Below are 21,158 nucleotides of genomic sequence, written 5' to 3' on the forward strand. Positions count from 1 at the left end.
CCGCACGTCGCCTTCTCCTCGTCAGCGGCTCACCAGCCACAAGATCGCCCATGCGTAGAGCCGCAGCAGCGCCCAATTGATCGCGACGAAGATCATGCAGGCCAAAAGCAGCCTTGGCCAGTCGCTCCGCCACGAAAGGAGGTAGAACTGACGATAGGCGATGGCGACGACCAGCGTCTTTAGTACCGGAATGTAGATCTGCGACGCCGCCTTATGGGTCAGGATGAAGGCCGGATCGTGCCATATCAGCGTCGGCAGCAGATTGACGCTGATGAACGCCAGAACGACCGACTGGCAGTAGATTGCCAGGACCATCACCTCGATCAGGTTGTAGCCGAGCCGCTCGCGGAACGTGAGCCGCGCCGCGGCGACGATTGCCACGATGCCGAGCGAGAAGCTCCAGTTAGAAAACGCCAGCACCTGACCGGCCATACGCTTGACCACGGCATCGCGATCCAGGTCGGCATAGACGCTGAAATACTGGCTGCCGGCGAGCACCAGCACCAGCATGGCGACGGTCGCAACGAGCAGCTTGAGCGGGTGCATGTAGGTGGCACGCCGGCCCAGCACATAGTCGCGGGCGACGGTGCCGGGCGCGACCACCAGCCGGCGAAGCGTGCGCACCGCTTTCAATTCGAACAGGCGGAGCCGATCCCAGGTCTCCGTGCGGATATCGCGCCACACAAACCGCTGCGCCGCCTTTTGCCCGCATGCACCGCAATACGCGCTGGTCATCGCCGTCCCGCAGTTCCGGCAGGCTGTGCGCCCGAACCACTGGTCCGACACCGCCCCCTCGGAAATATCAGGGCCGCGCGCCAAGTCTCCGACGGACTCGGTGTCAACCCTGTGCTGAAGGTCCGGCATTTCTCCTCCCGTCTTAACCCTGGGCTGCGCTAGCACACGCGCACAGAGCCGTGGAACCGCCGTTTTTGGACGCGGTGGCAGCGGGCGGTGAATGAAGCCGGCCGTTGAGAATCTGTAACGGCAGTCCGAACCGCGAATTGCGGATCGAAACGTTGGCGAGCAACATGCGCAGCCATCTTGGATGCGATGCCCCGCCTGTGGATTGCGATCGATCGCGGCGATCTCGGCCTAGGGTAAGGATCGATGCAACGGCATGTGCGGCGAAGCGTTCCGGTGAAATGAATTATCTCGCCCTGCTCGCCGCAGCGTCCGTGACAGCGGCCAACCCGGGCAGCATTGCTGCGATGAAATGGGAGCGCCGCGTGCTGCTGATCAGCGCGCCGATCGGCCAAGACGCGAAGCTTGCCGCCCAGCGCCGCATCATCGCTCGTTGGAAGGTCGCAGGTGTGGCGCGCGACCTGAGCATTGTCGAGGTCATCGGCGCCAAGGTCGCCGGCGCGACCGATACAAGTGCTGCATTGCGCACACGGTATCGCCTTGCCCCGACGAGCTTCACCGCCATCCTGATCGGCAAGGACGGTGGCGAAAAACTGCGGAGCGCGAATCCCATTGCGGCGAATGTGCTGGAAGAGATTATCGACGCGATGCCGATGCGCCGAGCCGGTGAGTGATAGCTGCGGGACAACCAGCCACGATTGGACGTCATTATCGGATCGAACGGTGCGCGCGGCGCTAGCCTCGACGGCGCATCGCCTACGCGATAAGGGGCTGACCGCGCGCCGGCATCGTGAGCATTGCGTAATTAAATCGCGCGCGTCCGACCTGCCATCTGATTAAGGCTGAGCGCAGTGCGCGGCGTCATCTCGCGCAGACGGAGAACGACCATCTTCCATCTCGTTTTCGCGGTGCCCAGCCTGCTCGTCATCGTTCGCTGGCTCTGGCCGCTATCGCTACCGCTATGGGGCAAAGGGGCGATCGCGCTGCTGTTGCTCTTCGTGTCGCAATATCATCTGTGGAGCCGTCTCTCCTCCGGGTCGGTGTTTGCGCCCGAGTTTCCGCGAGCGATCGTGGTCCTGTTCAACTGGGCCTTTGGCGTGATCGTCATCCTGCTCGTCCTGCAGATCCTGCTCGATCTCGGCACTTTGGCCGCGATGTTGCTGCGCCAGGGCTCGATCCGTGTGCCCGACAGTGCCCGCTATGCGATTGCCGCCGTCGCCGGGCTGATCTCCGCCATCGGCGTCGCCAATGCGACGCGCGTGCCGCCGATCAACGACATTGCGGTCGACATTCAGGGCCTCCCGTCGGAGTTCGAGGGATATCGGCTGTTACAACTGACCGATCTGCACATCAGCCGGCTGTTCCCCGCGACGTGGGCGCGGGCGGTGGTCGATCGGGCCAATGCCTCGGGTGTCGACCTGATCGTCGTCACGGGCGACTTTATCGACGGATCGGTCGAGATGCGTCGCACCGACGTGGCGCCGTTGCACGACCTGCAGGCACCGGACGGCGTCTATGCCATTCCCGGCAATCACGAATATTTCTTCGATTACGCCGCATGGATGCGCCATCTGGCGAGCCTGGGGATGCGCATGCTGCCCAACGCGCATATTGTCCTGACGCGCGGTGACACGCGGATCGTGCTCGCCGGTGTCACCGACCTGTCGGCGCCGGCGCACCAGCAAGCCGGACCGGACCTGAATGCGGCGCTGGCAGGTGCACCGGCTAATGCGCCGATCATCCTGCTGGATCACCAGCCCCGCGCGGCGGGTCATGCGGCGGCGCGCGGGGTGGCGTTGCAACTGTCCGGCCACACCCACGGCGGCATGATCGTCGGGCTGGACCGCCTCGTTGCCCGGGGTAATGCCGGATACGTTTCGGGGCGATATGCAGTGGGCGGCATGACCCTCTATGTGAGCAACGGCACCGCCTTATGGCCCGGCTTTGCGCTGCGCTTGGGCCGGCCGTCCGAACTGACGCGCGTCACCTTGCACGCCGCTCGCTGAGATCACCGCCGGCACATGCGCCGGTATGGCGGCTCGGCAGACGCATGAATGGCGGGTTTAGGAAGGGGCCATGGCAACGAGCCTGTATTCGGCAGAAACGGCGAGCATAGCCTGCCGGCCACGTGGATTGCTTACCGGGCGTCGGCCAACGGAAAGTAGTGCGGGTGATAGGCATGGACGATCTCTGGCGCCGGCATGGGCCGGCCATAGCGATATCCCTGTACCTCGTCGCAACCGAGCCGGAGCAAGGCCGCTTCTTGCTCAGGCGTTTCGACCCCTTCGGCGATCACTGCGAGGCCAAGACTTTTGGCCATGCTGACGACCGCTCTTACGATCGCCTCGTCACCGGCCTTTCGGTCGATCCGGGCCACGAAACTACGGTCGATTTTCAATCGGGTCAGGGGGTATTTTTGTAATAGGCTGAGGGACGCGAAGCCGGTGCCGAAATCATCGAAGGCGATGCCTACGCCCAGCGCCTTCAGTTTCCTGAGCGCCTTGGTCGACTGGTTGCTATGTCGCAGGACGGTGTTCTCCGTAATCTCCAGTTCCAAATTGCAGGGAGACAGTCCGTGCTTCTGCAACGCCGAGGAAACGACATCGAAGAGGCGGCCGGAGCGTAACTGAGCGGCGAAGAGATTCACGCCGACGCGCAACGATCCCAGGCCCGCGCGTTGCCAATTGGCGGCGGCGGCGCACGCCTGCTCGATGATCCAATCGCCGACATCTTCCGCTATGGCGCTGTCCTCCAGCACCTGGATGAAAATCTGCGGGATGAGCAGGTCGTGGTGCGGATGCCGCCATCGGAGCAGCGCCTCCACCCCTGCGAGAGAGCTGTCGTTCAAGCGGATCTGCGGCTGGTACCAGAGCTCAAATTCGTCGTTGGCGAGCGCCTGGCGCAGGTCCGAACTGAGGCGATGCCTTTCCTCCGACCTGTTCTGCATCGCCCGTGCGAAGAACGTCCGAACGCCGCCCCCGCTGTTCTTCGCGCTATACAGCGCCAAATCCGCGCTGGAGAGAAGTTGCTCCACGTCCGACGCGTCCTTGGGCGACATGGCGATGCCGATGCTCGTACCGATATAGACCGATTGCCCGGCCAGCTCGAACGGCGGGTGCAGGGCGTTGAAAATCCGATTGGCAAGCTCATCGAGGCGCAGCGGATCGGCGCAGTCCGCAAGAAGGATGGCAAACTCATCGCCGCCCAGCCGCGCGACGAAGTCGCTGGGTCCAGTAGCCGCGCGGAGTCGCGCAGCTACTTCGCTCAACAGTCGATCCCCAACCGAGTGCCCCAAGCTGTCATTGACGTGCTTGAACCCGTCGAGGTCGAGCAGCAGCAACGAACAGGGCACCCGGCCAACGTCCGCCGCCAAGGCCTGATGGAGCGCGTTGCGGTTGGGCAGCGATGTCAGGGTGTCGCAATGGGCCAGGTGTTCGAGCCGCTGCTTGGCGGAATGCCGATCTGCGATGTCGCGCAATAGGGCGCCGAACATTGGCCGGCCACCCTCGAACCACATCGAAAGCGAGAGATCGACCGGGATTTCGCTGCCATTCGCGTGCAGTGCCAGGATATCGACCGAATGACCGGCTAGGCGTGCCCGGCCGGTTTGAACCGCGCGGGCAAGGCCGGCATTGTGAGCAGCGCGGAGCCTGTCCGGGATGATGATCGACAGGGGCTGGCCGACCGCCTGTTCCGCACTATGGCCAAAAAGCTGCTCGGCCGCGCTGTTCCACGAGAGGATGAGATTGTCCGCGCTCGCGCAAATTGCTGCCGTCGCCGAACTGGCCAGCATTTGCTCGTATCGATGCCGATCGGATGCCTGATCCATGGTCCCGATCGCATCTGTGAACCGCGCCTGCATCTCTATTCCACCTCCACGGGCAGGGTAGGACGGGAGCATTAACACTTTGGAAGTGTCGCCGGCCTTGCCGCACCCGCCCGATACCGGCAGTCGTGAGCAGTTTCAGGCTGATAGATAGCGGGACACGCGGAGTTTTCGCTGGCCTTGCTACGATACCGGCGCATCAACAGCGAGCTAGCCGAAACGCCATCCTCAGGTCAGCGCGGTCGATCTGTTCGTATCGTCGGCTGCGGTCTGCAATCCCCAGACCAGCCCGACCGAAAAGACGGCGCCTTCCAACGCCGCCGTGACGGCGCGGCCGATCGGGCCGAGCCCCGTTTCGCCCAACACTTTCCCGACCCCATCGAAGCCGAATTGAGAGAATGGAAAGGCGGCGACCAGAGACTGTAGGCTGCCGGCCATCATCCGGCCATCCAGCAGCGCGATACCGAGGCCCGCAATAGCGCCGATAGCGCCAGCGAGGGCCCAATTATATGTCGGCCACCGCCGGCGCAGCAACATCGCCAAGCCGATCGCCCCCCCCAGCACCAGGCCTTCAATCGCCCCGGCGATTTTCACCGCATGGCCGAACAATAGTCGGAAGGCGTCGCCGCCGATCATATTGGCGAAGGCCCCGGTGAATAGGCCCCCCAATGCCCCGCCGGCGACGGTCCAACGGCCACGTTGCGGGTGGATGAAGCTCGACCAGGCGATGCCCGCCGCGATCCCGGCACCGCTGACCCCAGCGGACACAGTGGAAACCAGCATCAGAACGAGAAGCAGCGACAATGCGCCACCACCCCCTGCGTTGCCGACATGTGGGTGCGCCACGCCGACAAAGCCGTAGAGCAGTCCGATCGCTGCACCAGCAATGGCCGCGCCGCCCGATCCGGCAAGCGTCCAGCGGACCAACCGCCGGCGCGAAAATCCTTTCGCTGTCGCATGCTTTGCCGTGGGCATCGGCACCGTCACGACCGGCGCGATGAAGCGGTACCCGTGCTTCGGTATCGTTTGGATAAACCGGGATGTCGTCGCGCTGTCGCCGAGCGCGCGGCGCAACGTGCGGACAGCCTGGGTCAGCGCCTCATCCGTGACCGGTATCCCCCGCCAGACTTCATCCATGAAACGCTCCTTGGTGACCAGGGCACCCCGTGCTTCCACCAGCAAAATCAGCGCATCCAGATATCGTGCGTTGAGGTCCACGACATCGCCGTCTCGCACGAGCCGGCGATCGTGCGGATCGAGCTGGAAAGTGCCGAAACGCAACACAGCATGGCTCATTTCAGCATTTGCTCACTTTCCGCTCATGCCGCTCACCGCCGACATACGGCAGTGATGGCGCTCCGATCATCAGGAGACAAGGTCATGTCGCAGACGCCGCCGGTGCACACCGGCACCTCATTCACCCCATGGCGACTAGCCGGCTGGGCCACCATCGTCGGTTTGATCGCGCTGCCGGCCATCGCGATGCAGTTCACCACCGAAGTAAATTGGGCAGCGGAGGATTTTCTCTTTGCGATCGTCATGTTGGGCGGGGTCGGTGGTGCAATCGAATTGGCGGTTCGCGCTTGTGGTGGCTGGGCCTATCGCGCCGGCGCCGTGGTAGCGCTCGGCGCCGGATGCCTGACGCTGTGGGGCAACGCGGCGGTCGGCATTGTCGGCAACGAAAGCAATGATATCAATATGTGGTTCAATGCCGTCCCGCTGGTGGCACTCCTCGGTGCGATCGTGGCGCGGTTCCGCGGGCAAGGAATGGCGGCCGCGATGACCGTCACGGCCGCAGCTCAACTTTCGGTCGGCATCGTCATGGCGCTTTCCGGGCACGTCGTCTGGCCATTTACTATCGTATCGACAGCAGTCTGGCTCATCTCCGCCTGGCTATTTCGAAAGGCGGCGTATTCCCGTCCGACCGTCGTATGCGTCCAGCCGCTGCCATAATGTCGCGGTATCGACGTGCCGTCGTCGGCCGGCCCGGCACGAGTGCGGACCGGCCATGAGCGGCGAAATAGTCCCGCCAGGCCAGCATTTCCCAGGCGCCGGGCGCAGCGTTCGCCGCTCGTTCGCCCGGATGCCCAAGCATTTGGTCGCTTCTGCGTTGTCGTGGCCGACGCAACGGCCTAGGGGACCCCCACTTTGCCGTGCTGATGCGGCATGTCCGCCTCCCCAGTCAGGATATTCGCATGGCAGATGCTTCCAGCCCGCGCCGGTTCGGCGTTGTGGGCCAGCTCTGGTTCCAAGTGTTGGTCGGCACGCTCGCCGGCATCGCGCTGGGCCACTTCATGCCCACCGCGGGCGCCCAGATGAAGCCGCTCGGCGATGCCTTTATCGCGCTGATCCGGATGATGATCGGCCCGGTCATCTTCTGCACCGTCGTTCACGGCATTGCCGGGATGAACGACATGAAGCGGGTCGGCCGGCTCGCGCTCAAGTCGATCCTCTATTTCGAGGCGATCACCATTTTCGCGCTGGTCTTCGCGCTGGTCGCGGTGGATCTGTGGCAGCCCGGCGCGGGCATGAACGTCGATGCCAGCCAGCTCGATGCCAAGTCGATCGCCAGCTACGTCCAGACCGCGCATGACCAGAGCATCGGCGGCTATCTGCTGCACATCATCCCGACCACCTATGCCAGCGCCTTCACCCAAGGCGAAGTGCTGCAGGTGCTGTTCATCTCGGTCTTGTCGGGCATCGCGCTGGCCGCGCTGGGCGAACGCGGCAAGCCTGCGGTCACGGTGATCGAGAGCATGTCGGGGGCGTTCTTCAAGATCGTCGGCTACGTCATGTACTTCGCGCCGATCGGCGCGTTCGGGGCGATCGCGTTCACCGTCGGCAAGTTCGGCTCGGGCTCGCTGCTGTCGCTCGGCGAACTGATCCTCGAATTCTTCATCGTCTGCGCGGTGTTTACCCTGGTCGTGTTCGGCGGCATCGCGCAGTATCTGGGGGTCAGCCTGTTCCGGCTGATGGCCTATATGCGCGACGAGATCGTCATCGTCGCCGCGACGACCTCGACCGAAACCGTGCTGCCACGCGTGATCGAGAAGATGCGCAAGCTCGGTTGCGAGGAAAGCGTCGTCGGCTTCGTCGTGCCTGCCGGCTATTCGTTCAACCTCGACGGCACCTGCCTGTACCTGACCACGGTGGCGGTGTTCCTCGCCCAGGCGACCAACACGCACCTCACTTTCTGGCACGAACTCGGGCTGATCGCGGTGCTGTTGCTCACCTCGAAGGGGGCAGCGGGCGTTGCGGGCGCCGCCTTTGTCGTGCTGGCGGCGACGCTCAGCACCACCGGCACGATCCCGGTGGCGAGCATCGCGCTGATCCTCGGCATCCACCGCATCCTCGCCGAAGGGCTCACCTTCGTGAACCTGATCGGCAACTGCCTGGCGACGATCGTCGTGGCCAAATGGGAGAATGCGGTCGACGAGAAATCGCTCGCCGCGCAGGTCGGGACCAAGGCGCATCGCCGCAAGCATCTCGATCCCGTCGCCGTCTGACCCCTTGCCCATTTCCCTGCCGGCAGAGACGGGCAGGGTAGGAATTGCCATGTTGTATCGCTTTTATCTGCTGGCGGGCGGCCTGCTCGTCTGCCCTACTCTGGCGCAGGCGCAGGCGCAGGCGCAGGCGCAGGTTGGGGCGCCACAGCCCGTGGCGCAGCCGGCGCAGGAGCCGGCAAAGCCGGCGCCCGATATCGCCGGGGCCACCACGCCCGTGCCAACCGGCATCGCCGGCTGGCAGAAGACCAACGCCGTGGGCAAGGCGCTGCGCGACCTGCGCGAGGACGGTATCGCGCTGACCGCCAATTATGTCGGCAATGTCGCGGGCAATCCCGTGGGCGGCGTCAAACAGGGCGTCGCGGAATCGCATTGGGTCGATGTCGGCGCCGAACTCGATCTCGAGAAGCTGCTCGGGCTGTCGGGCACCACGCTGCACATCCAGGGCGCGGCGTTTGGCGGCACCAGCCTGGCGGCGGAGAAGATCGGCAATTCGATCAGCTTCCAGCAGACCTGGCGCCCGGTGCCCGGGCTGCGGCTGACGCAGTTCAACATCGACAAGGATTTCGGCAAGCACCTCAACGTGCTGGTCGGCCGCGCCGCGCTCAACAGCTATTTCGCCAATTCGCCGCTCAACTGCGTGTTCATGAGCAACACCTCCTGCCTCACCGCTTATGGCCCGATCACCGCGATCGGCATTACCGCCTTCCCCAATTCGTCCTGGGCGGCCAAGGCGCGCTGGGGCTTTACCAAGCAGACCTACGTCCAGCTTGGCGTGTTCGATTATAACAACGAGCTCAATCTGCATGGCAAAGGCGGGCTCGACCTGTCGCTGTTCCAGGGCACCGGCGTGCTGATCGCGGGCGAGGCGGGCTATGAGACCACGCTGGCGCAGGATCGCTACGCCAAGCGCTACCGCGTCGGCTTCTATGCCAACACCGACGGGGGCACCGATCCGCTGCACGACCGCAACGGCGCGTCTGCAGCGCTGACCGGGCTACCGCGCGTGCAGCAGGATGGCGCGCGGCTCGGCCTCTACGCGATCGGCGACCAGACCGTGTCGCGCCCCGATCCCAACAGCCCACGCAACCTCGCGCTGTTCGCGCGCGTCTTTTACAATGCCGGCGAGACCAGCACGATCGACTGGTTCGCCTCCGCCGGGTTCGTCCAGACCGGCACGTTCCACGGCCGCAATGCCGACACGATCGGCTTTCTCGTCTCCGACACGCATTTCAGCGATGACGAGGTAACCTATTTGCGCGATCTGCGCGCCAAGGCCGGCGGCAGCGGCACGCCGCCGCGCAACGAAATCGTCGGCGAAATCAATTACGGTTTCGCGGCGGCCGCCGGCGTGCGGCTGCTCCCCAACGTGCAATATGTGCTGAACCCCGATCCGATCAACGCGACGCGCTTCGCCAAGGATATTCCCTCCGCGGTGGTGATCGGGCTCCGGGTGGATATCCGCCTGGCCCAGGTCTTCGCTGGATCCTGACGCCCGCCTTTGTTGCGAAGTGTCCGCTCTAGCAGCGGCTCCGGCGCAGAAACGCGGACAAGCGATCCTCGTCGCTGCGCGCGACGTTGAAGCGCATGTGGTTGCGCCAATGGCCATGCGCGCTGAACACCGGACCGGGGGCCAGCACGATATCCTCGGCCAGCGCCTGGCGCGCCAGCTCGACCGCGTCGAGGCCATCCGGCAGGCGCGCCCATAAGAAGAGGCCGGCCGCCGGCTCGATCCAGGGCGCGATGCCGACGTCGCGCAGTCGCTTCACCACAAGCACCGTCGCGCGGGCCAGGCGGGTGCGGACGCCTTCCACATGCCGCCGGTAACTGCCGTCGGTCAGCACCGTATGGAGCAGTTCCGCCGCCAGCGGACTGCCCGCCATGGAGGTGGCGATGCGCAGGTCGGCCAGCGCTTCGATCCAGTCGGGCCGTGCAGCGATATGGCCGCAGCGCACCGCCGCGGACAGCGACTTGGAGAAGCTGCCAATGCGGATCACACGGTCGAGCCCGTCCAACACGGCGAGACGCGGCGATCGCGCATGTTCGAAATCGGCAAAGATATCGTCCTCGACGATGACGAGATCGTGTGCTTCGGCGATCTTCAACAGCCGGTGTGCGGTCGCCGCCGCCAGCGTCGCGCCGGTGGGATTATGGACGGCCGAGTTGGTCAGGTAAAAGCGCGGGCGGTGCGTGGCGGCGGCGGCGGCGAACGCCGCCAGATCCGGGCCGCCGGGAGTCATCGCCACGCCCACCACCTGGACGCGGTGGGCACGAAGCAGCGCCAGGAAATTGAAATAGCAGGGATCATCGACCAGCACCGTGTCGCCCGGCTGGAGCAAGAAGCGACAGACGAGATCGAGCGCATGCGTACCGCTGTCGGTGAGCAAGACCTGATCTGGATTGGCCTCGACGCCCTGTTCGGCCAGTCGGCGCGCGAGCAAGGCGCGCAGCGGCGGGAAGCCGAGCGGGGAGGCATGGCCGGTGAGGGCCGTCGCGTCGTTCGCCCGCGCGGCGGTTCGCATCGCCTTGCGCAAGGCATCGCCCGCCAGCCAGTCGTCGGGCAACCAGCCGCAGCCCGGCATCAGCGCATCCTTGCTGTCGCCGAGCGACTGGCGCAGCATCCACAGCGGATCGACCTCGCGCTCGATCGCCGGCCCCAATCGATCGAGCGTCAGTGGCGCCAGCGGGACGGCGACGTAGAAGCCCGAACCGGCGCGCGACCGGATCATGCCCTCGCTCGCCAGCCGCTCATAGGCCTCGACCACGGTCGAGCGCGCGACGCTGCTCGCCTCGGCCATCGCCCGGATCGACGGCAGCTTGGCGCCCGGCGTCAGCATGCGGGCATCGATCCGGTCGCGGATCGTGCGGACGACGCGGCCAGTACGGGTCTCGGCGGGCGGGATTGGCATTGTATCGCTTTTACAACCAATACAGTTTCACGCAATCGTACCGATCCATACCTGTTGCTGCTCGGCCGCTGCGGGCACAGGGTGCTTCACCAATCAGGAGCTATCGCGCGTGAACCATCCCTTCCGTCTCGTCGACGTTTTCGGCACCGATCCCTTCACCGGCAATCCCCTCGCCGTCGTGGCGGTTGCGGAAACGCTGTCGACCGAGGAGATGCAGGCCATCACCCGGTGGCTCAACCTGTCGGAGACCGCGTTCCTGCTGCCACCGACCCATGCCGGGGCGGATTACCGGGTGCGCATCTTCACGCTGGCGCACGAACTGCCCTTTGCCGGCCACCCGACGCTCGGCAGCGCGCATGCCTGGCTGGAGGCAGGCGGGCGGCCCCGGCAAGACGGCGTGATCGTGCAGCAGTGCGGGGCCGGGCTGGTGACGCTCCGGCAAGAGGGCGATCAATTGTCTTTCGCCGCCCCACCGTTGCTGCGCAGCGGCACTCCGAGCGAAGCGGAAATTGCCGAGGTGGCCGCCGTATTGCGGATCGACCGCGACGCGATCGTCGACGCCGCCTGGGTCGATAACGGGCCGGGCTGGATCGCGGTGCTGCTGGCCTCGGCCGAAGCCGTGCTGGCGCTGGAGCCCGCGCGGCATCACCAAAACCGTATCGACATCGGCGTCGTCGGTGCGCATCCGCCGGGCCAGGCGACCGCCTTCGAACTGCGCGCGATCTTCAGCGATGCGCATGGCGCGTTGATCGAGGATCCGGTGACGGGAAGCCTCAACGCCTCGGTCGGCCAATGGCTGTTCGCCAGTGGGCGGGCGACCGGCGCCTATCTTGCCGCCCAGGGCACACGGCTTGGGCGGACCGGGCGTATCCAGGTCACACAGGACGATACCGGGCAAGTGTGGGTCGGTGGCGCAACGCGGACGCTCTTCTCCGGCCAGCGTGAAGGCTGATGCCGGGGCCAGCCTGATCGGCCGCGCCGTCCGTACGCGCTCGACCGCCGCGCATTATGCGGGCGCGGGCCGGTCAGGGGCATAAGCGCGGTTGAACAGGTCGAGCGCTTTCACCGCGTGATCGTGCACTTCCTGCGCATCGGGCATACCGACCACGCCCCACAGCCGCAGATTATGCTGCATCTGGGTGAGCTGCAGCAAATTCAACGCGGCCTGCATCGGATCGTCGCTGCGCAGATCGCCCGCGTCCATGCGGCCGCGGATATAGTCGGACAGCCGTTCCAGCACGAATTGCGGCCCCCGGGCATAGAAGATCCGGCCGATCTCGGGAAAACGTCCGCCCTCGCCGACGATCAGGCGGTGCAGTCTTATGCTGTCGGGATTGAGCAGCTTGAGCAGGAAGCGCCGGGAGAAATCCAGCAACGTGGTGTGGCAATCCCGTCCGGGGCGCAACGCGTCCTCGAGGTTTTGCCGAAAGCTGACGGTGACGTCATCGAGCACCGCGGCGAACAGATCCTCCTTGGACGGGAAATACGCCCATAACGTGCCCTTCGATCCCCCCAATTGCGTGGCGATGGTCGACATCGAGGTGGCGGCATAGCCATGTTCGAGAAACGCGCTGCGCGCCGCCGCCACGATCGCCGCGCGGCGTGCCTCTCGGTTCTGACTACGGCGGGTTTCGATGGCCGGCATTCATCGTACTATAGAGTACGGTTATCGATTGACAAGCCGGCAGGGCGGTACCATTGCGCGCCGTACCCAGGAGTACGGTAATTCAATGCGACTGATTCGAACCTTGTGCTGCGCGACCGCCGCAGCGTCGTTGGCCGGCTGCGCGGTGCCCGATCTGGGGCCGCGCCCCGAACTCGCCACGCCCGATGCGTATGCCTCGCGCGATAGCTTGGGCGCGGCAACCGGTATGGCGTGGCCCGCGGCGCAATGGTGGCGTGGCTATGGCGATCCGCAGCTCGATGCGCTGATCGCCGAAGCCTTGGCGGGATCGCCCGATATCGCCATCGCCACGGCGCGGGTGCGCACCGCCGAAGGCGCGGTGCAGCGCGCCGGCGCGGCCAATCGCCCGACCTTGGACGGCGAGGGCTCGGCCGGGCTCAACAAGCAGAGCTACAATAATGGCATCCCCGCGGAGTTCGTGCCCAAGGGGTGGAACGATGTCGGGCGGGTGGCGCTCAGCGCCGGGCTCGATCTCGATTTGTTCGGGCGCAATCGCGCGTCGCTGGTCGCGGCGACCTCGGACGCGGAAGCCACGCGGCTGGACGGCGAGCAGGCCGCGCTGACGCTGGCGACCGATATCGCCGCGCGCTACGCCGATCTGGCGCGACTCTATGCCGAACAGGACGTGCTCGAACGCGCGCTGGCGGTGCGCAGCGCGACCGGGAAACTGGTCGGCGACCGTGTCGCCATCGGCCTCGATACGCAGGCCGAGCTGAAACAGGCCAGTTCGGCCGTGCCAGCGGCGCGGGTCGATCTCGCCGCTAATGCCGAGCAGATCGCGCTGACCAAGAACGGCATCGCCGCACTGACCGGCGCCGGGCCGGATCGCGCGCTGGCCATCACGCGCCCGGCGGTACCGGTGCTGGCGACGGAACTGCCTGCCGACGCCGGAATCGCCCTGATCGGCCGGCGGCCGGACATTGCCGCCGCGCGTGCCCGCGCCGACGCCGCGGCGAGCCGCATCAAGGTCGCGCGGGCCGATTTCTATCCCAATATCAGCCTGTCGGGGCTGATCGGTTTGCAGTCGCTGGGGCTCGATTCGTTGATCAAGGGCGGATCGAGCTTCGGCAGTATCGGTCCCGCGATCAGCCTGCCGATCTTCCGCGGCGGCGCGCTGCAGGGCCAGTACCGCCAGGCGCGCGGGCAATATGACGAAGCGGTGGCGAGCTATGACCGGACGCTGATCGGCGCGCTGCGCGAGGTGGCCGACGCGGTCACCAGCCGGCGCCAGGTCGCCGCGCAATTGACCGACGCGCGCGCGTCGCTGAGCGATGCGGAGGGCGCGTACAACGTCGCGCAACTGCGCTTCCGCGGCGGCCTGTCGAGCTTCCTCAACGTGCTGAGCGCCGAACAGACCGTGCTGACCGCCAGGCGCTCGCTCGCCGAGATCGAGGCGCGCCGCTTCGCGCTCGACATTCAATTGGTCCGCGCGCTCGGCGGCGGCTTCCAACCCACTCTCCAGACCAGCGGGAAACGATGATGGACACGCCATCCCACGACAGCGACCAGGCCCCGGCCGAGACCAAGATCGACACCGCCAATCCGGGCCGGCGCAAGCGCCTGCTGCTGATCTTCGCGGCTGTCTTGATCGTCATCGCGGTGATCTACTTCCTCTACGATACGCTCGTCCTGTCGAAGCGGGTGTCGACCGACAATGCCTATGTCGCGGCCGAAACCGCGCAGGTCATGCCCTTGGTCAGCGGGCAGGTGATCGATGTCACGGTCAGCGATACGCAGACCGTCAAGCGCGGCCAGGTGCTGATGCGGCTCGACGATGCCGATCAGCAGATTGCGGTGGCGCAGGCCGAAGCGGATCTCGCCGGCGCCGAGCGCCGTTACGGCGAGACTGCGGCGACCGGCGACGCGCTGCAGGCGCAGGCCAATGCGCGCACCGCCGATATCGGCACCGCACGCGCGCAATTGTCGCTCGCCCAGGGCAATCTGGAGCGCGCGCAGACCGACTATCGTCGCCGCCAGGCATTGATCTCGGCCGGCGCGGTATCGGGCGACGAAGTGACCGCAGCGACCAATGCGCTGCGCACCGCGCGCGCCAATGTCGCGGTCGCGCAGGCCGGCATCGCGCAGGCCATCGCCACGCGCGCCTCCGCGTTGCAAGATCGCGCCGCCAACACCGCGCTGACCCGCGGCACGACCCAGGCGACCGCCCCCGAAGTGCTCGCCGCCCGCGCGAAACTGCGCCAGGCCAAGCTCGATCTGTCGCGCACCGTGGTGCGGGCGCCGATCGACGGCATCGTCTCGCAGCGCAACGTGCAGATCGGCCAGCGGCTCGCCCCCGGCACCGCGGCGATGGCCATCGTGCCGATCGACAAATTGTACGTCGATGCCAATTACAAGGAAGGCCAGTTGCAGCATGTCCGCGTCGGCCAGCATGCAACATTGACCTCCGATCTACATGGTGGCGACGTCGTCTATCATGGCCGCGTGGTCGGGCTGGCCGGCGGGACGGGCTCGTCCTCCGCGCTGATCCCGGCGCAGAATGCGACCGGCAACTGGATCAAGGTGGTGCAGCGCCTGCCGGTGCGCATCGCGCTGGACGCCAAGGAATTGCACGATCATCCGCTGCGGGTCGGGCTGTCGATGGACGCCGAGATCGACATTTCGGCCGATCGCTAGGAGCCGATAGATGGCCGCCTCCGCCCCCGCCACGGCCCCCGGCAACGGCGGCGCCAGCGACACGTTCGTGCCGGTGTTGACCGGCCCACGGCTCCTGCTCGCCGGGTTCGTACTGGCGCTGACCAATTTCATGGTGGTGCTCGACACCACCATCGCCAACGTGTCGGTGCCGCATATTTCGGGCGGGCTGGGCGTATCGCCGACGCAAGGGACGTGGGTCGTCACCTCCTATTCGGTGGCCGAGGCGATCTGCGTGCCGCTGACCGGTTGGCTGGTCCGCCGCTTCGGCACGATCCGCGTGTTCATGACGGCGATGATCGGCTTTGCGATCTTCTCCGCGTTGTGCGGCCTGGCCTCGTCGCTTGGCGAAATGGTCGCATTCCGCATCGGCCAGGGCTTTTGCGGCGGGCCGCTGATGCCGCTGACGCAGACGCTGCTGCTGACCATCTTCCCCCCCAAGCAACGCGCCGCGGCGATGGGCGCCTGGGCCATGACGACGGTGACCGCACCGATCCTGGGGCCGATCCTGGGTGGCACGATCAGCGACAATTGGTCGTGGCCGTGGATCTTCTACATCAACCTGCCGATCGCGATCTTCTGCGTGATCGGGGTGTTCACGCTGTTGCGCAAGGCGGAGACCAAGACCGAGATCGTGCCGATCGACCGTGTCGGCCTGGTGCTGATGGTGGTGTGGATCGCGGCCTTGCAGGTGATGCTCGATCTCGGGCGCGAGAATGACTGGCTCGGATCGAGCTTCATCGTCGGCTGTGCGATCATCGCCGCGATCGGCTTCGTCACGTTTCTGATCTGGGAGCTGACCGAGCGCAACCCGATCGTCGACCTGCGCGTGTTCCGCCACCGCGGCTTCTCCGTCGCGGTGGTCGCGCTCGCCTTCAGTTTCGGGACGTTCTTCGCCTCGGTGGTGATCATCCCGCAATGGCTGCAATCGACCATGGGCTATACCGCCACCGACGCTGGCTACATCACCGCGTTTAACGGCGTGCTGGCGGTGATCTTCTCCCCCATCGTGGCCAAGCTCAGCAACAAGGTCGATCCGCGCGCCTTGGTGTGTTTCGGCATCTTCTGGCTCGGCATGACCTCGATCCTGCGCACCTTCTGGTTCAGCAGCGCGGATTTCTGGATCCTGGCGCTGCCGCAACTCGTCCAGGGGCTGGGCATGCCGTTCTTCTTCATCCCGCTGACGATCATCGCTTTGGGCGCGGTGGACCCGGCGGAAACCGCGTCGGCGGCGGGCGTGATGAGTTTCCTGCGCACGCTGGCGGCGGCGATCGGCACCTCGATCGGCACCACCTTGTGGCAGAATGGCGCCCAGGCCAACCGCGCCGAGCTGACCAACATCCTCAATGGCGGCGATCAGGTGATCGCCAACGCCCAGCAGCACGGCTTCACCGCGGAGCAGGGGCGGGGGTTGATCGAGCGGATGGTCGATCAGGAAAGCTTCGCCTTGGCGACCAACCATATCTTCGCGCTGGCCGCGGTGGTGTTCTTCATCTCCGCCGCGATCATCTGGCTGGCGCCGCGCCCGGCGCGACCGGTGGATACCTCAGCCGCGCACTAGCGCGGATGATCGCGCGCTGATCCGCCAGGCGACGAACCAGATCGCCAGGCCGGCCAGCGCGAGCAGCGCGCCGATCGGGCCGGTCGAGGTCCAGCCCAGCCCGGCGGCGATCGCCACGCCGCCGAGCCACGCGCCCAGCGCATTGGCGAAGTTGAACGCGCTATGGTTGAGCGAGGCGGCCAGCGCCTGCGCGTCGGCAGCGATATCCATCAGCCGCGTCTGCAGCGGCGGTCCCATCGACAGCGCGGCGAAGCCGACGAAGAACATGTTGATGGTGATCGCCACGACATTGGGCGCGGTCAGCATGACGAAGCCGAGCGCGACGATGTTGAGCAGCAGGGTGATGCAGATCGCGCGCATCACGCCGCGGTCCGCCAGCCAGCCGCCGAACAGGCTGCCGCCGACCATGCCCAGGCCGATCACCGACAGGACCAGCGGCACATGCGCCTCGGTCATGCCCGACACATTGGTCAGCATCGGCGTGATATAGCTGTACACGGCGAACACCCCGCCAAAGCCGATCGCGGCGATCGCCAGCGTCAGCCATACCTGCCCGCGCTTGAGCGCGCCGAGCTCGGTCAGCGGGCTGGCATTGTCCGGCGCCGGGATCGGCTTCAGCGCGACGCGGCACAGCAAGGCGGTGGCGGCGCCGAGCGCGGCGACGACAACGAATGCCGCGCGCCAGCCGGCAACCTGGCCGACCCAGGTGGCGAAGGGCACGCCGACGATATTGGCGGAGCTCAGCCCCAACATCATCCGCGCCACCGCCTGGGCGCGCTTGTCGGGCGCGACGAGCGACGCGGCGACCAGCGAGGCAATGCCGAAATAGGCGCCATGCGGCAGCCCGGCGCAGAAGCGCGCGACGACGATCAGCCCGTAACTTGAGGCGACGGCGCATAGAATATTGGCCAGGGCGAAGAACAGCATCAGCCCGATCAGCATCGTGCGGCGCCCGGCGCGGGCAAACACGGTTGCCAGCAACGGCGCGCCGATCACCACGCCCAGCGCATAGGCGCTGATCATATGCCCTGCGACGGGCACGGTGACGTGCACGTCGCGGGCGACATTGGGCAGCAAACCCATCGAGGCGAATTCGCCGGTGCCAAGGGCAAAGCCGCCGAGCGCCAGCGCCAGTTCGGCCAGGGCGGCGCTCCGCGGAGGCGTATCGTCGCGCGCGGGCGCGATCGCGGAAACGGCTGTCGGCATTGGGGGATCCTCGGGTGCGGTCTGGCCTCTCCCGATCCGGTGCTGCTGCACTCGATGCCGCCATTTGGTGTCGGGCGGTGCGACTTGCAACCCGGTGCTGCGGCAAACCGCAACAGCGATGATCACCTGGTGAGCCGGTCACCTCTGCCTGATCCGCCCGTCATCCCCGCGACGGCGGGGATCCCGCTTCGTCTGCTGACTCCGGGGCCAGGCAGCGGGACCCCGGCTCAAGGCCGGGGTGACGGAGAGGGCAGGGGCCATGCGGCTATGTGGCGGGCCCTAGAAGCTCTTGCGCATGGTCACGCCAATCGTCCGCGGCTGGTTGACGCTGAAGCCGAGCCGCGCGCGGCCGCCGCGTTCGCGGTCGAAGGCGAGCAGCGCATTCTCGTCGAGCAGATTGTTGACATAGACCGACAGCTCGATCTTGCTCGGCAGCGTCACGCCCGCGCTCAGATTGACCAGCTCATAGGCCGGCAGCGTCAGATCGAGCACGTTGACCGATGCGGCCGGCGCACCGCCGAAGGTGAAGCCGGGGGTAAAGGTGCGCGGATTGTTTTCCTGGTCGCCAGGCTGGGTGAAGCGGCTGCCGACATGCTGGAACGCCGCGGTGATGAACGCATCGCTCTCGGCGCCGATCGGGAAGTTGTAGGTGGCGGAGCCCGAAATCTGGAACTTGGGCACCGAGGGCAGGCGGTTGCCGTCGCGGATGCCCTCGATCACGCTGCCATCGGGGCGGGCCAGCGTGGAATCGAACTGGGCCTCGAGCAGGCTGCCGGACAGCGACAGATCCAGCCCGGTGAGCGGCGTCGCCGCGATCTCGAGTTCGGCACCGACGGTGTGCGCCTTTTCGACGTTGAACACGACGCGCGACGAACAGCTGCCGGCATCCGCCGTCACCTGCAGGTTGCGGATATCGGTGTAGAAGCCGGCGGCGTGCAGCCGGAACGCGCCGCTCTGCACCTTCACCCCGCCCTCGTAATTCCACAGGCTCTCGTCGTCATAGCGTGGGATGCCGCCGAACGTCGCCGCATCGTCCGGTCCGCAGAGCGGCAGGTTGAGTGGGTCGTTGACCCCGCCCAAGCGAAAGCCCTTCGCCGCCTGCGCGTTGAGCGTGATCGCGTCGGACACTTCATAGCGCAGCAGGAAGCGCGGGTTGAACCCGTCCGATTGCGTGCGATCGCGATTGTCGTCGAGGTTGGTGAACAGGCCACCCGACAGGAACCGGCGTTCCTCGTTAAAGCCATAGTAACGCAGGCCGGCGGTGGCGGTTAGTCGATCGGTGAGATCGTAATTGAGCTCGGTAAACACGGCGAGCTGCTTCAGGATATAGGGGATTTGCGCATTATACGGCGAGTTTGGCGCGAAGCCGTTGCGCGTCGCCGCGGCAGTGCCGGCGCCCAGCGTGGCATCGGTGAACGCGTCATAGCCCGGCGTCGGCAACACTTGCTGATATTGCCGATCGGTATGCGCGTAGAAGCCGCCAACCAGCCATTGGAAAGGCCCGCTACCGTTCGAGGCGAAGCGCAGTTCCTGCGTGAACTGCTTCACCTTGGTGGTGTCGCGCAGGTTGGACGGCAGCAGGATACCGGCGGTGGGGAAGCCGAGATCGGCGGAGACGCTACCGGTCAGCGCGCTGGCGTCGCGACTGACCAGAATGTCGCGCCGGGTATAGCTGGTCACCGAGGTGAAATCGACCGGCCCGAGCGACACCGCCAGCGTGTTGTCGGCAATGAAGATCTCGTCGTCGAACGATTCGTCGAGCAGCAGATATTGCTCGCGTTCGTCGAACGTCACTTTTGGTCGGGTCGTCGTGAACTGGTTGGCGTAGAGATTGTACACCTCCTGCCGGTTGAAGCCGTCGGTGGTGATCTTCTGATAGATCACGCGCGGCGTGATCGCGACGCCCGGCGCCGGCTCGAGCAGCAGCGATACTCGCCCGCCATAGCGTTCGCCCGAATTGACGTTCTCGTCGCGCCGGCCGCCTTCGCGGAGCGCATCGATGAACCCGGCATAGCGCGTATAATAGCCGACCGCGCGCACTGCCGCATTGCTGCCGAGCGGCAGGTTGATCGCGCCTTTCACATGCCCGCCGACGCTGTCTTCGTCGACCATGTTGATATTCGCCTCGACCTTACCCTCGATGCCGCGGGTGGTCGGCTGGTTGGTGATGTAGCGGATCGTGCCGCCGACCGAACCGGAACCGAACAGCGTGCCCTGCGGCCCGCGCAACGTCTCCACGCGGTTGAGATCGAACAGGTCGAGATCCGGCGTGAACAGCGACAGCGAGACGACGGTTTCGTCGAGATAGATGCCGACCTGCTCCTTCACGCCGGGCTGGTCGCGCGCGATCTGCCCGGCGGAGACCCCGCGCACTGCGACCTGGCTTTGCCCGGGTCCAAGGTTCTGGATCGACAGCCCGGCCACGTTGCGCGACAGATCCTCCAGCGTGCCGGCATTGGCGCGCGTGATATCCTGCTCGGTCTGCGCGTTGATCGAGAAGGGCACGTCCTGGATCGTGGTCGCGCGCTTGGTCGCGGTGACGATGATCTCGCCGCCGGTATCGTCGTCGGTCGTCGAGCCTTGTTCGGTCGTCGCCGATGGCGCGGTCTGCGCCAGCGCCGGCGATGCCAGTAAGGTAATGCTACCGGTCAACCAGCGAGCGATGCGCTGCGTGCGTGCTTTTGCCATTTCCTGATCCCCCCTGCGAACTTGCTCTTCGGCATGTTTCTAGGAAGTATCGTAGCCGTAATCCGCGTCAGGTCAACAAAGCACGGAACGGTAGATCGAGTGCCGCACGTCGGCGCTGCAACAATATTACCTATTCCCTGGCCGAGATATCGATCGGATAGATCGTCTATAGTATAACAGGATTGAAAATTGCGTTTTTAACTTAAAAATTTTGCCGGACATGGTGGCGACGGGACCGGTTGGCCGGTTCCCGTCGCGGGCTTTGCTG

Annotated in this window: 16 protein-coding genes; 9 read left to right on the forward strand and 7 right to left on the reverse strand. The window is 65.8% G+C overall.

The features are described from left to right. Positions 1 to 21: 21 nt before the first annotated feature. Positions 22 to 864, reverse strand: coding sequence for a DUF3667 domain-containing protein (locus U1739_RS10410; protein ID WP_332707608.1), 843 nt, complete (start codon positions 862 to 864; stop codon positions 22 to 24). A gap of 344 nt (positions 865 to 1,208) precedes the next feature. Here U1739_RS10410 and U1739_RS10415 point away from each other — a divergent pair, with 344 nt between their 5' ends. Together U1739_RS10415 and U1739_RS10420 are read left to right on the forward strand one after the other, a co-directional pair. Beyond that, complete coding sequence (locus U1739_RS10415; protein ID WP_332707968.1) at positions 1,209 to 1,535, forward strand: DUF4174 domain-containing protein; 327 nt, start codon at positions 1,209 to 1,211, stop codon at positions 1,533 to 1,535. A 177-nt stretch (positions 1,536 to 1,712) separates the two neighbouring features. After that, positions 1,713 to 2,867, forward strand: coding sequence for a metallophosphoesterase (locus tag U1739_RS10420; protein ID WP_332707611.1), 1,155 nt, complete (start codon positions 1,713 to 1,715; stop codon positions 2,865 to 2,867). A gap of 131 nt (positions 2,868 to 2,998) precedes the next feature. Here U1739_RS10420 and U1739_RS10425 read toward each other — a convergent pair whose 3' ends face one another. Together U1739_RS10425 and U1739_RS10430 are read right to left on the reverse strand one after the other, a co-directional pair. Continuing rightward, positions 2,999 to 4,723, reverse strand: a complete 1,725-nt coding sequence (locus U1739_RS10425) for a putative bifunctional diguanylate cyclase/phosphodiesterase (protein ID WP_332707614.1) — start codon at positions 4,721 to 4,723, stop codon at positions 2,999 to 3,001. A 192-nt stretch (positions 4,724 to 4,915) separates the two neighbouring features. Then, entirely contained in the window at positions 4,916 to 5,983 is a 1,068-nt protein-coding gene (locus tag U1739_RS10430) for a winged helix-turn-helix domain-containing protein (protein ID WP_332707619.1), read from the reverse strand. Positions 5,984 to 6,067: 84 nt separating this feature from the next. On the opposite strand from U1739_RS10430, the gene U1739_RS10435 reads away from it, so the two are divergent. The 3 genes from U1739_RS10435 to U1739_RS10445 all read left to right on the forward strand — a co-directional run bounded on the left by U1739_RS10435 (position 6,068) and on the right by U1739_RS10445 (position 9,682). Continuing rightward, positions 6,068 to 6,640, forward strand: coding sequence for a hypothetical protein (locus U1739_RS10435; RefSeq protein ID WP_332707622.1), 573 nt, complete (start codon positions 6,068 to 6,070; stop codon positions 6,638 to 6,640). Positions 6,641 to 6,882: 242 nt separating this feature from the next. Continuing rightward, positions 6,883 to 8,193, forward strand: a complete 1,311-nt coding sequence (gene dctA, locus U1739_RS10440) for a C4-dicarboxylate transporter DctA (RefSeq protein WP_332707625.1) — start codon at positions 6,883 to 6,885, stop codon at positions 8,191 to 8,193. 49 nt (positions 8,194 to 8,242) lie between these two features. Next, the gene (locus U1739_RS10445) at positions 8,243 to 9,682 is read left to right on the forward strand and encodes a carbohydrate porin (RefSeq protein ID WP_332707628.1); all 1,440 of its coding nucleotides are present in this window, start codon (positions 8,243 to 8,245) and stop codon (positions 9,680 to 9,682) included. A 28-nt stretch (positions 9,683 to 9,710) separates the two neighbouring features. Here U1739_RS10445 and U1739_RS10450 read toward each other — a convergent pair whose 3' ends face one another. After that, positions 9,711 to 11,099, reverse strand: a complete 1,389-nt coding sequence (locus U1739_RS10450; protein ID WP_332707631.1) for an aminotransferase-like domain-containing protein — start codon at positions 11,097 to 11,099, stop codon at positions 9,711 to 9,713. A 109-nt stretch (positions 11,100 to 11,208) separates the two neighbouring features. On the opposite strand from U1739_RS10450, the gene U1739_RS10455 reads away from it, so the two are divergent. After that, positions 11,209 to 12,051, forward strand: a complete 843-nt coding sequence (locus tag U1739_RS10455; RefSeq protein ID WP_332707634.1) for a PhzF family phenazine biosynthesis protein — start codon at positions 11,209 to 11,211, stop codon at positions 12,049 to 12,051. Positions 12,052 to 12,105: 54 nt separating this feature from the next. Here U1739_RS10455 and U1739_RS10460 read toward each other — a convergent pair whose 3' ends face one another. Then, complete coding sequence (locus U1739_RS10460) at positions 12,106 to 12,744, reverse strand: TetR/AcrR family transcriptional regulator (protein ID WP_332707636.1); 639 nt, start codon at positions 12,742 to 12,744, stop codon at positions 12,106 to 12,108. 85 nt (positions 12,745 to 12,829) lie between these two features. Between U1739_RS10460 and U1739_RS10465 the strand changes: the two genes are divergently transcribed. From U1739_RS10465 to U1739_RS10475, 3 genes are read left to right on the forward strand one after another with little or no spacing between them, the layout of a single operon-like run. Beyond that, the gene (locus U1739_RS10465; protein WP_332707639.1) at positions 12,830 to 14,263 is read left to right on the forward strand and encodes an efflux transporter outer membrane subunit; all 1,434 of its coding nucleotides are present in this window, start codon (positions 12,830 to 12,832) and stop codon (positions 14,261 to 14,263) included. Beyond that, positions 14,263 to 15,417 (forward strand): HlyD family secretion protein, encoded by a 1,155-nt coding sequence (locus U1739_RS10470; protein WP_332707642.1) that lies wholly within the window; start codon positions 14,263 to 14,265, stop codon positions 15,415 to 15,417. The genes U1739_RS10465 and U1739_RS10470 overlap by 1 nt, the downstream gene beginning before the upstream one ends. A 10-nt stretch (positions 15,418 to 15,427) precedes the next feature. Then, the gene (locus U1739_RS10475; RefSeq protein ID WP_332707645.1) at positions 15,428 to 16,996 is read left to right on the forward strand and encodes a DHA2 family efflux MFS transporter permease subunit; all 1,569 of its coding nucleotides are present in this window, start codon (positions 15,428 to 15,430) and stop codon (positions 16,994 to 16,996) included. On the opposite strand, the gene U1739_RS10480 is transcribed toward U1739_RS10475, so the two are convergent. Together U1739_RS10480 and U1739_RS10485 are read right to left on the reverse strand one after the other, a co-directional pair. After that, on the reverse strand, positions 16,982 to 18,202 hold the full coding sequence (locus tag U1739_RS10480; protein ID WP_332707648.1) for an MFS transporter: 1,221 nt from the start codon (positions 18,200 to 18,202) through the stop codon (positions 16,982 to 16,984). The genes U1739_RS10475 and U1739_RS10480 overlap by 15 nt on opposite strands. Before the next feature lie 279 nt (positions 18,203 to 18,481). Continuing rightward, complete coding sequence (locus U1739_RS10485) at positions 18,482 to 20,890, reverse strand: TonB-dependent receptor (protein WP_332707651.1); 2,409 nt, start codon at positions 20,888 to 20,890, stop codon at positions 18,482 to 18,484. Positions 20,891 to 21,158: the final 268 nt, after the last annotated feature.

It is taken from the genome of Parasphingomonas puruogangriensis (assembly GCF_036663635.1).
Lineage (GTDB): Bacteria > Pseudomonadota > Alphaproteobacteria > Sphingomonadales > Sphingomonadaceae > Sphingomonas.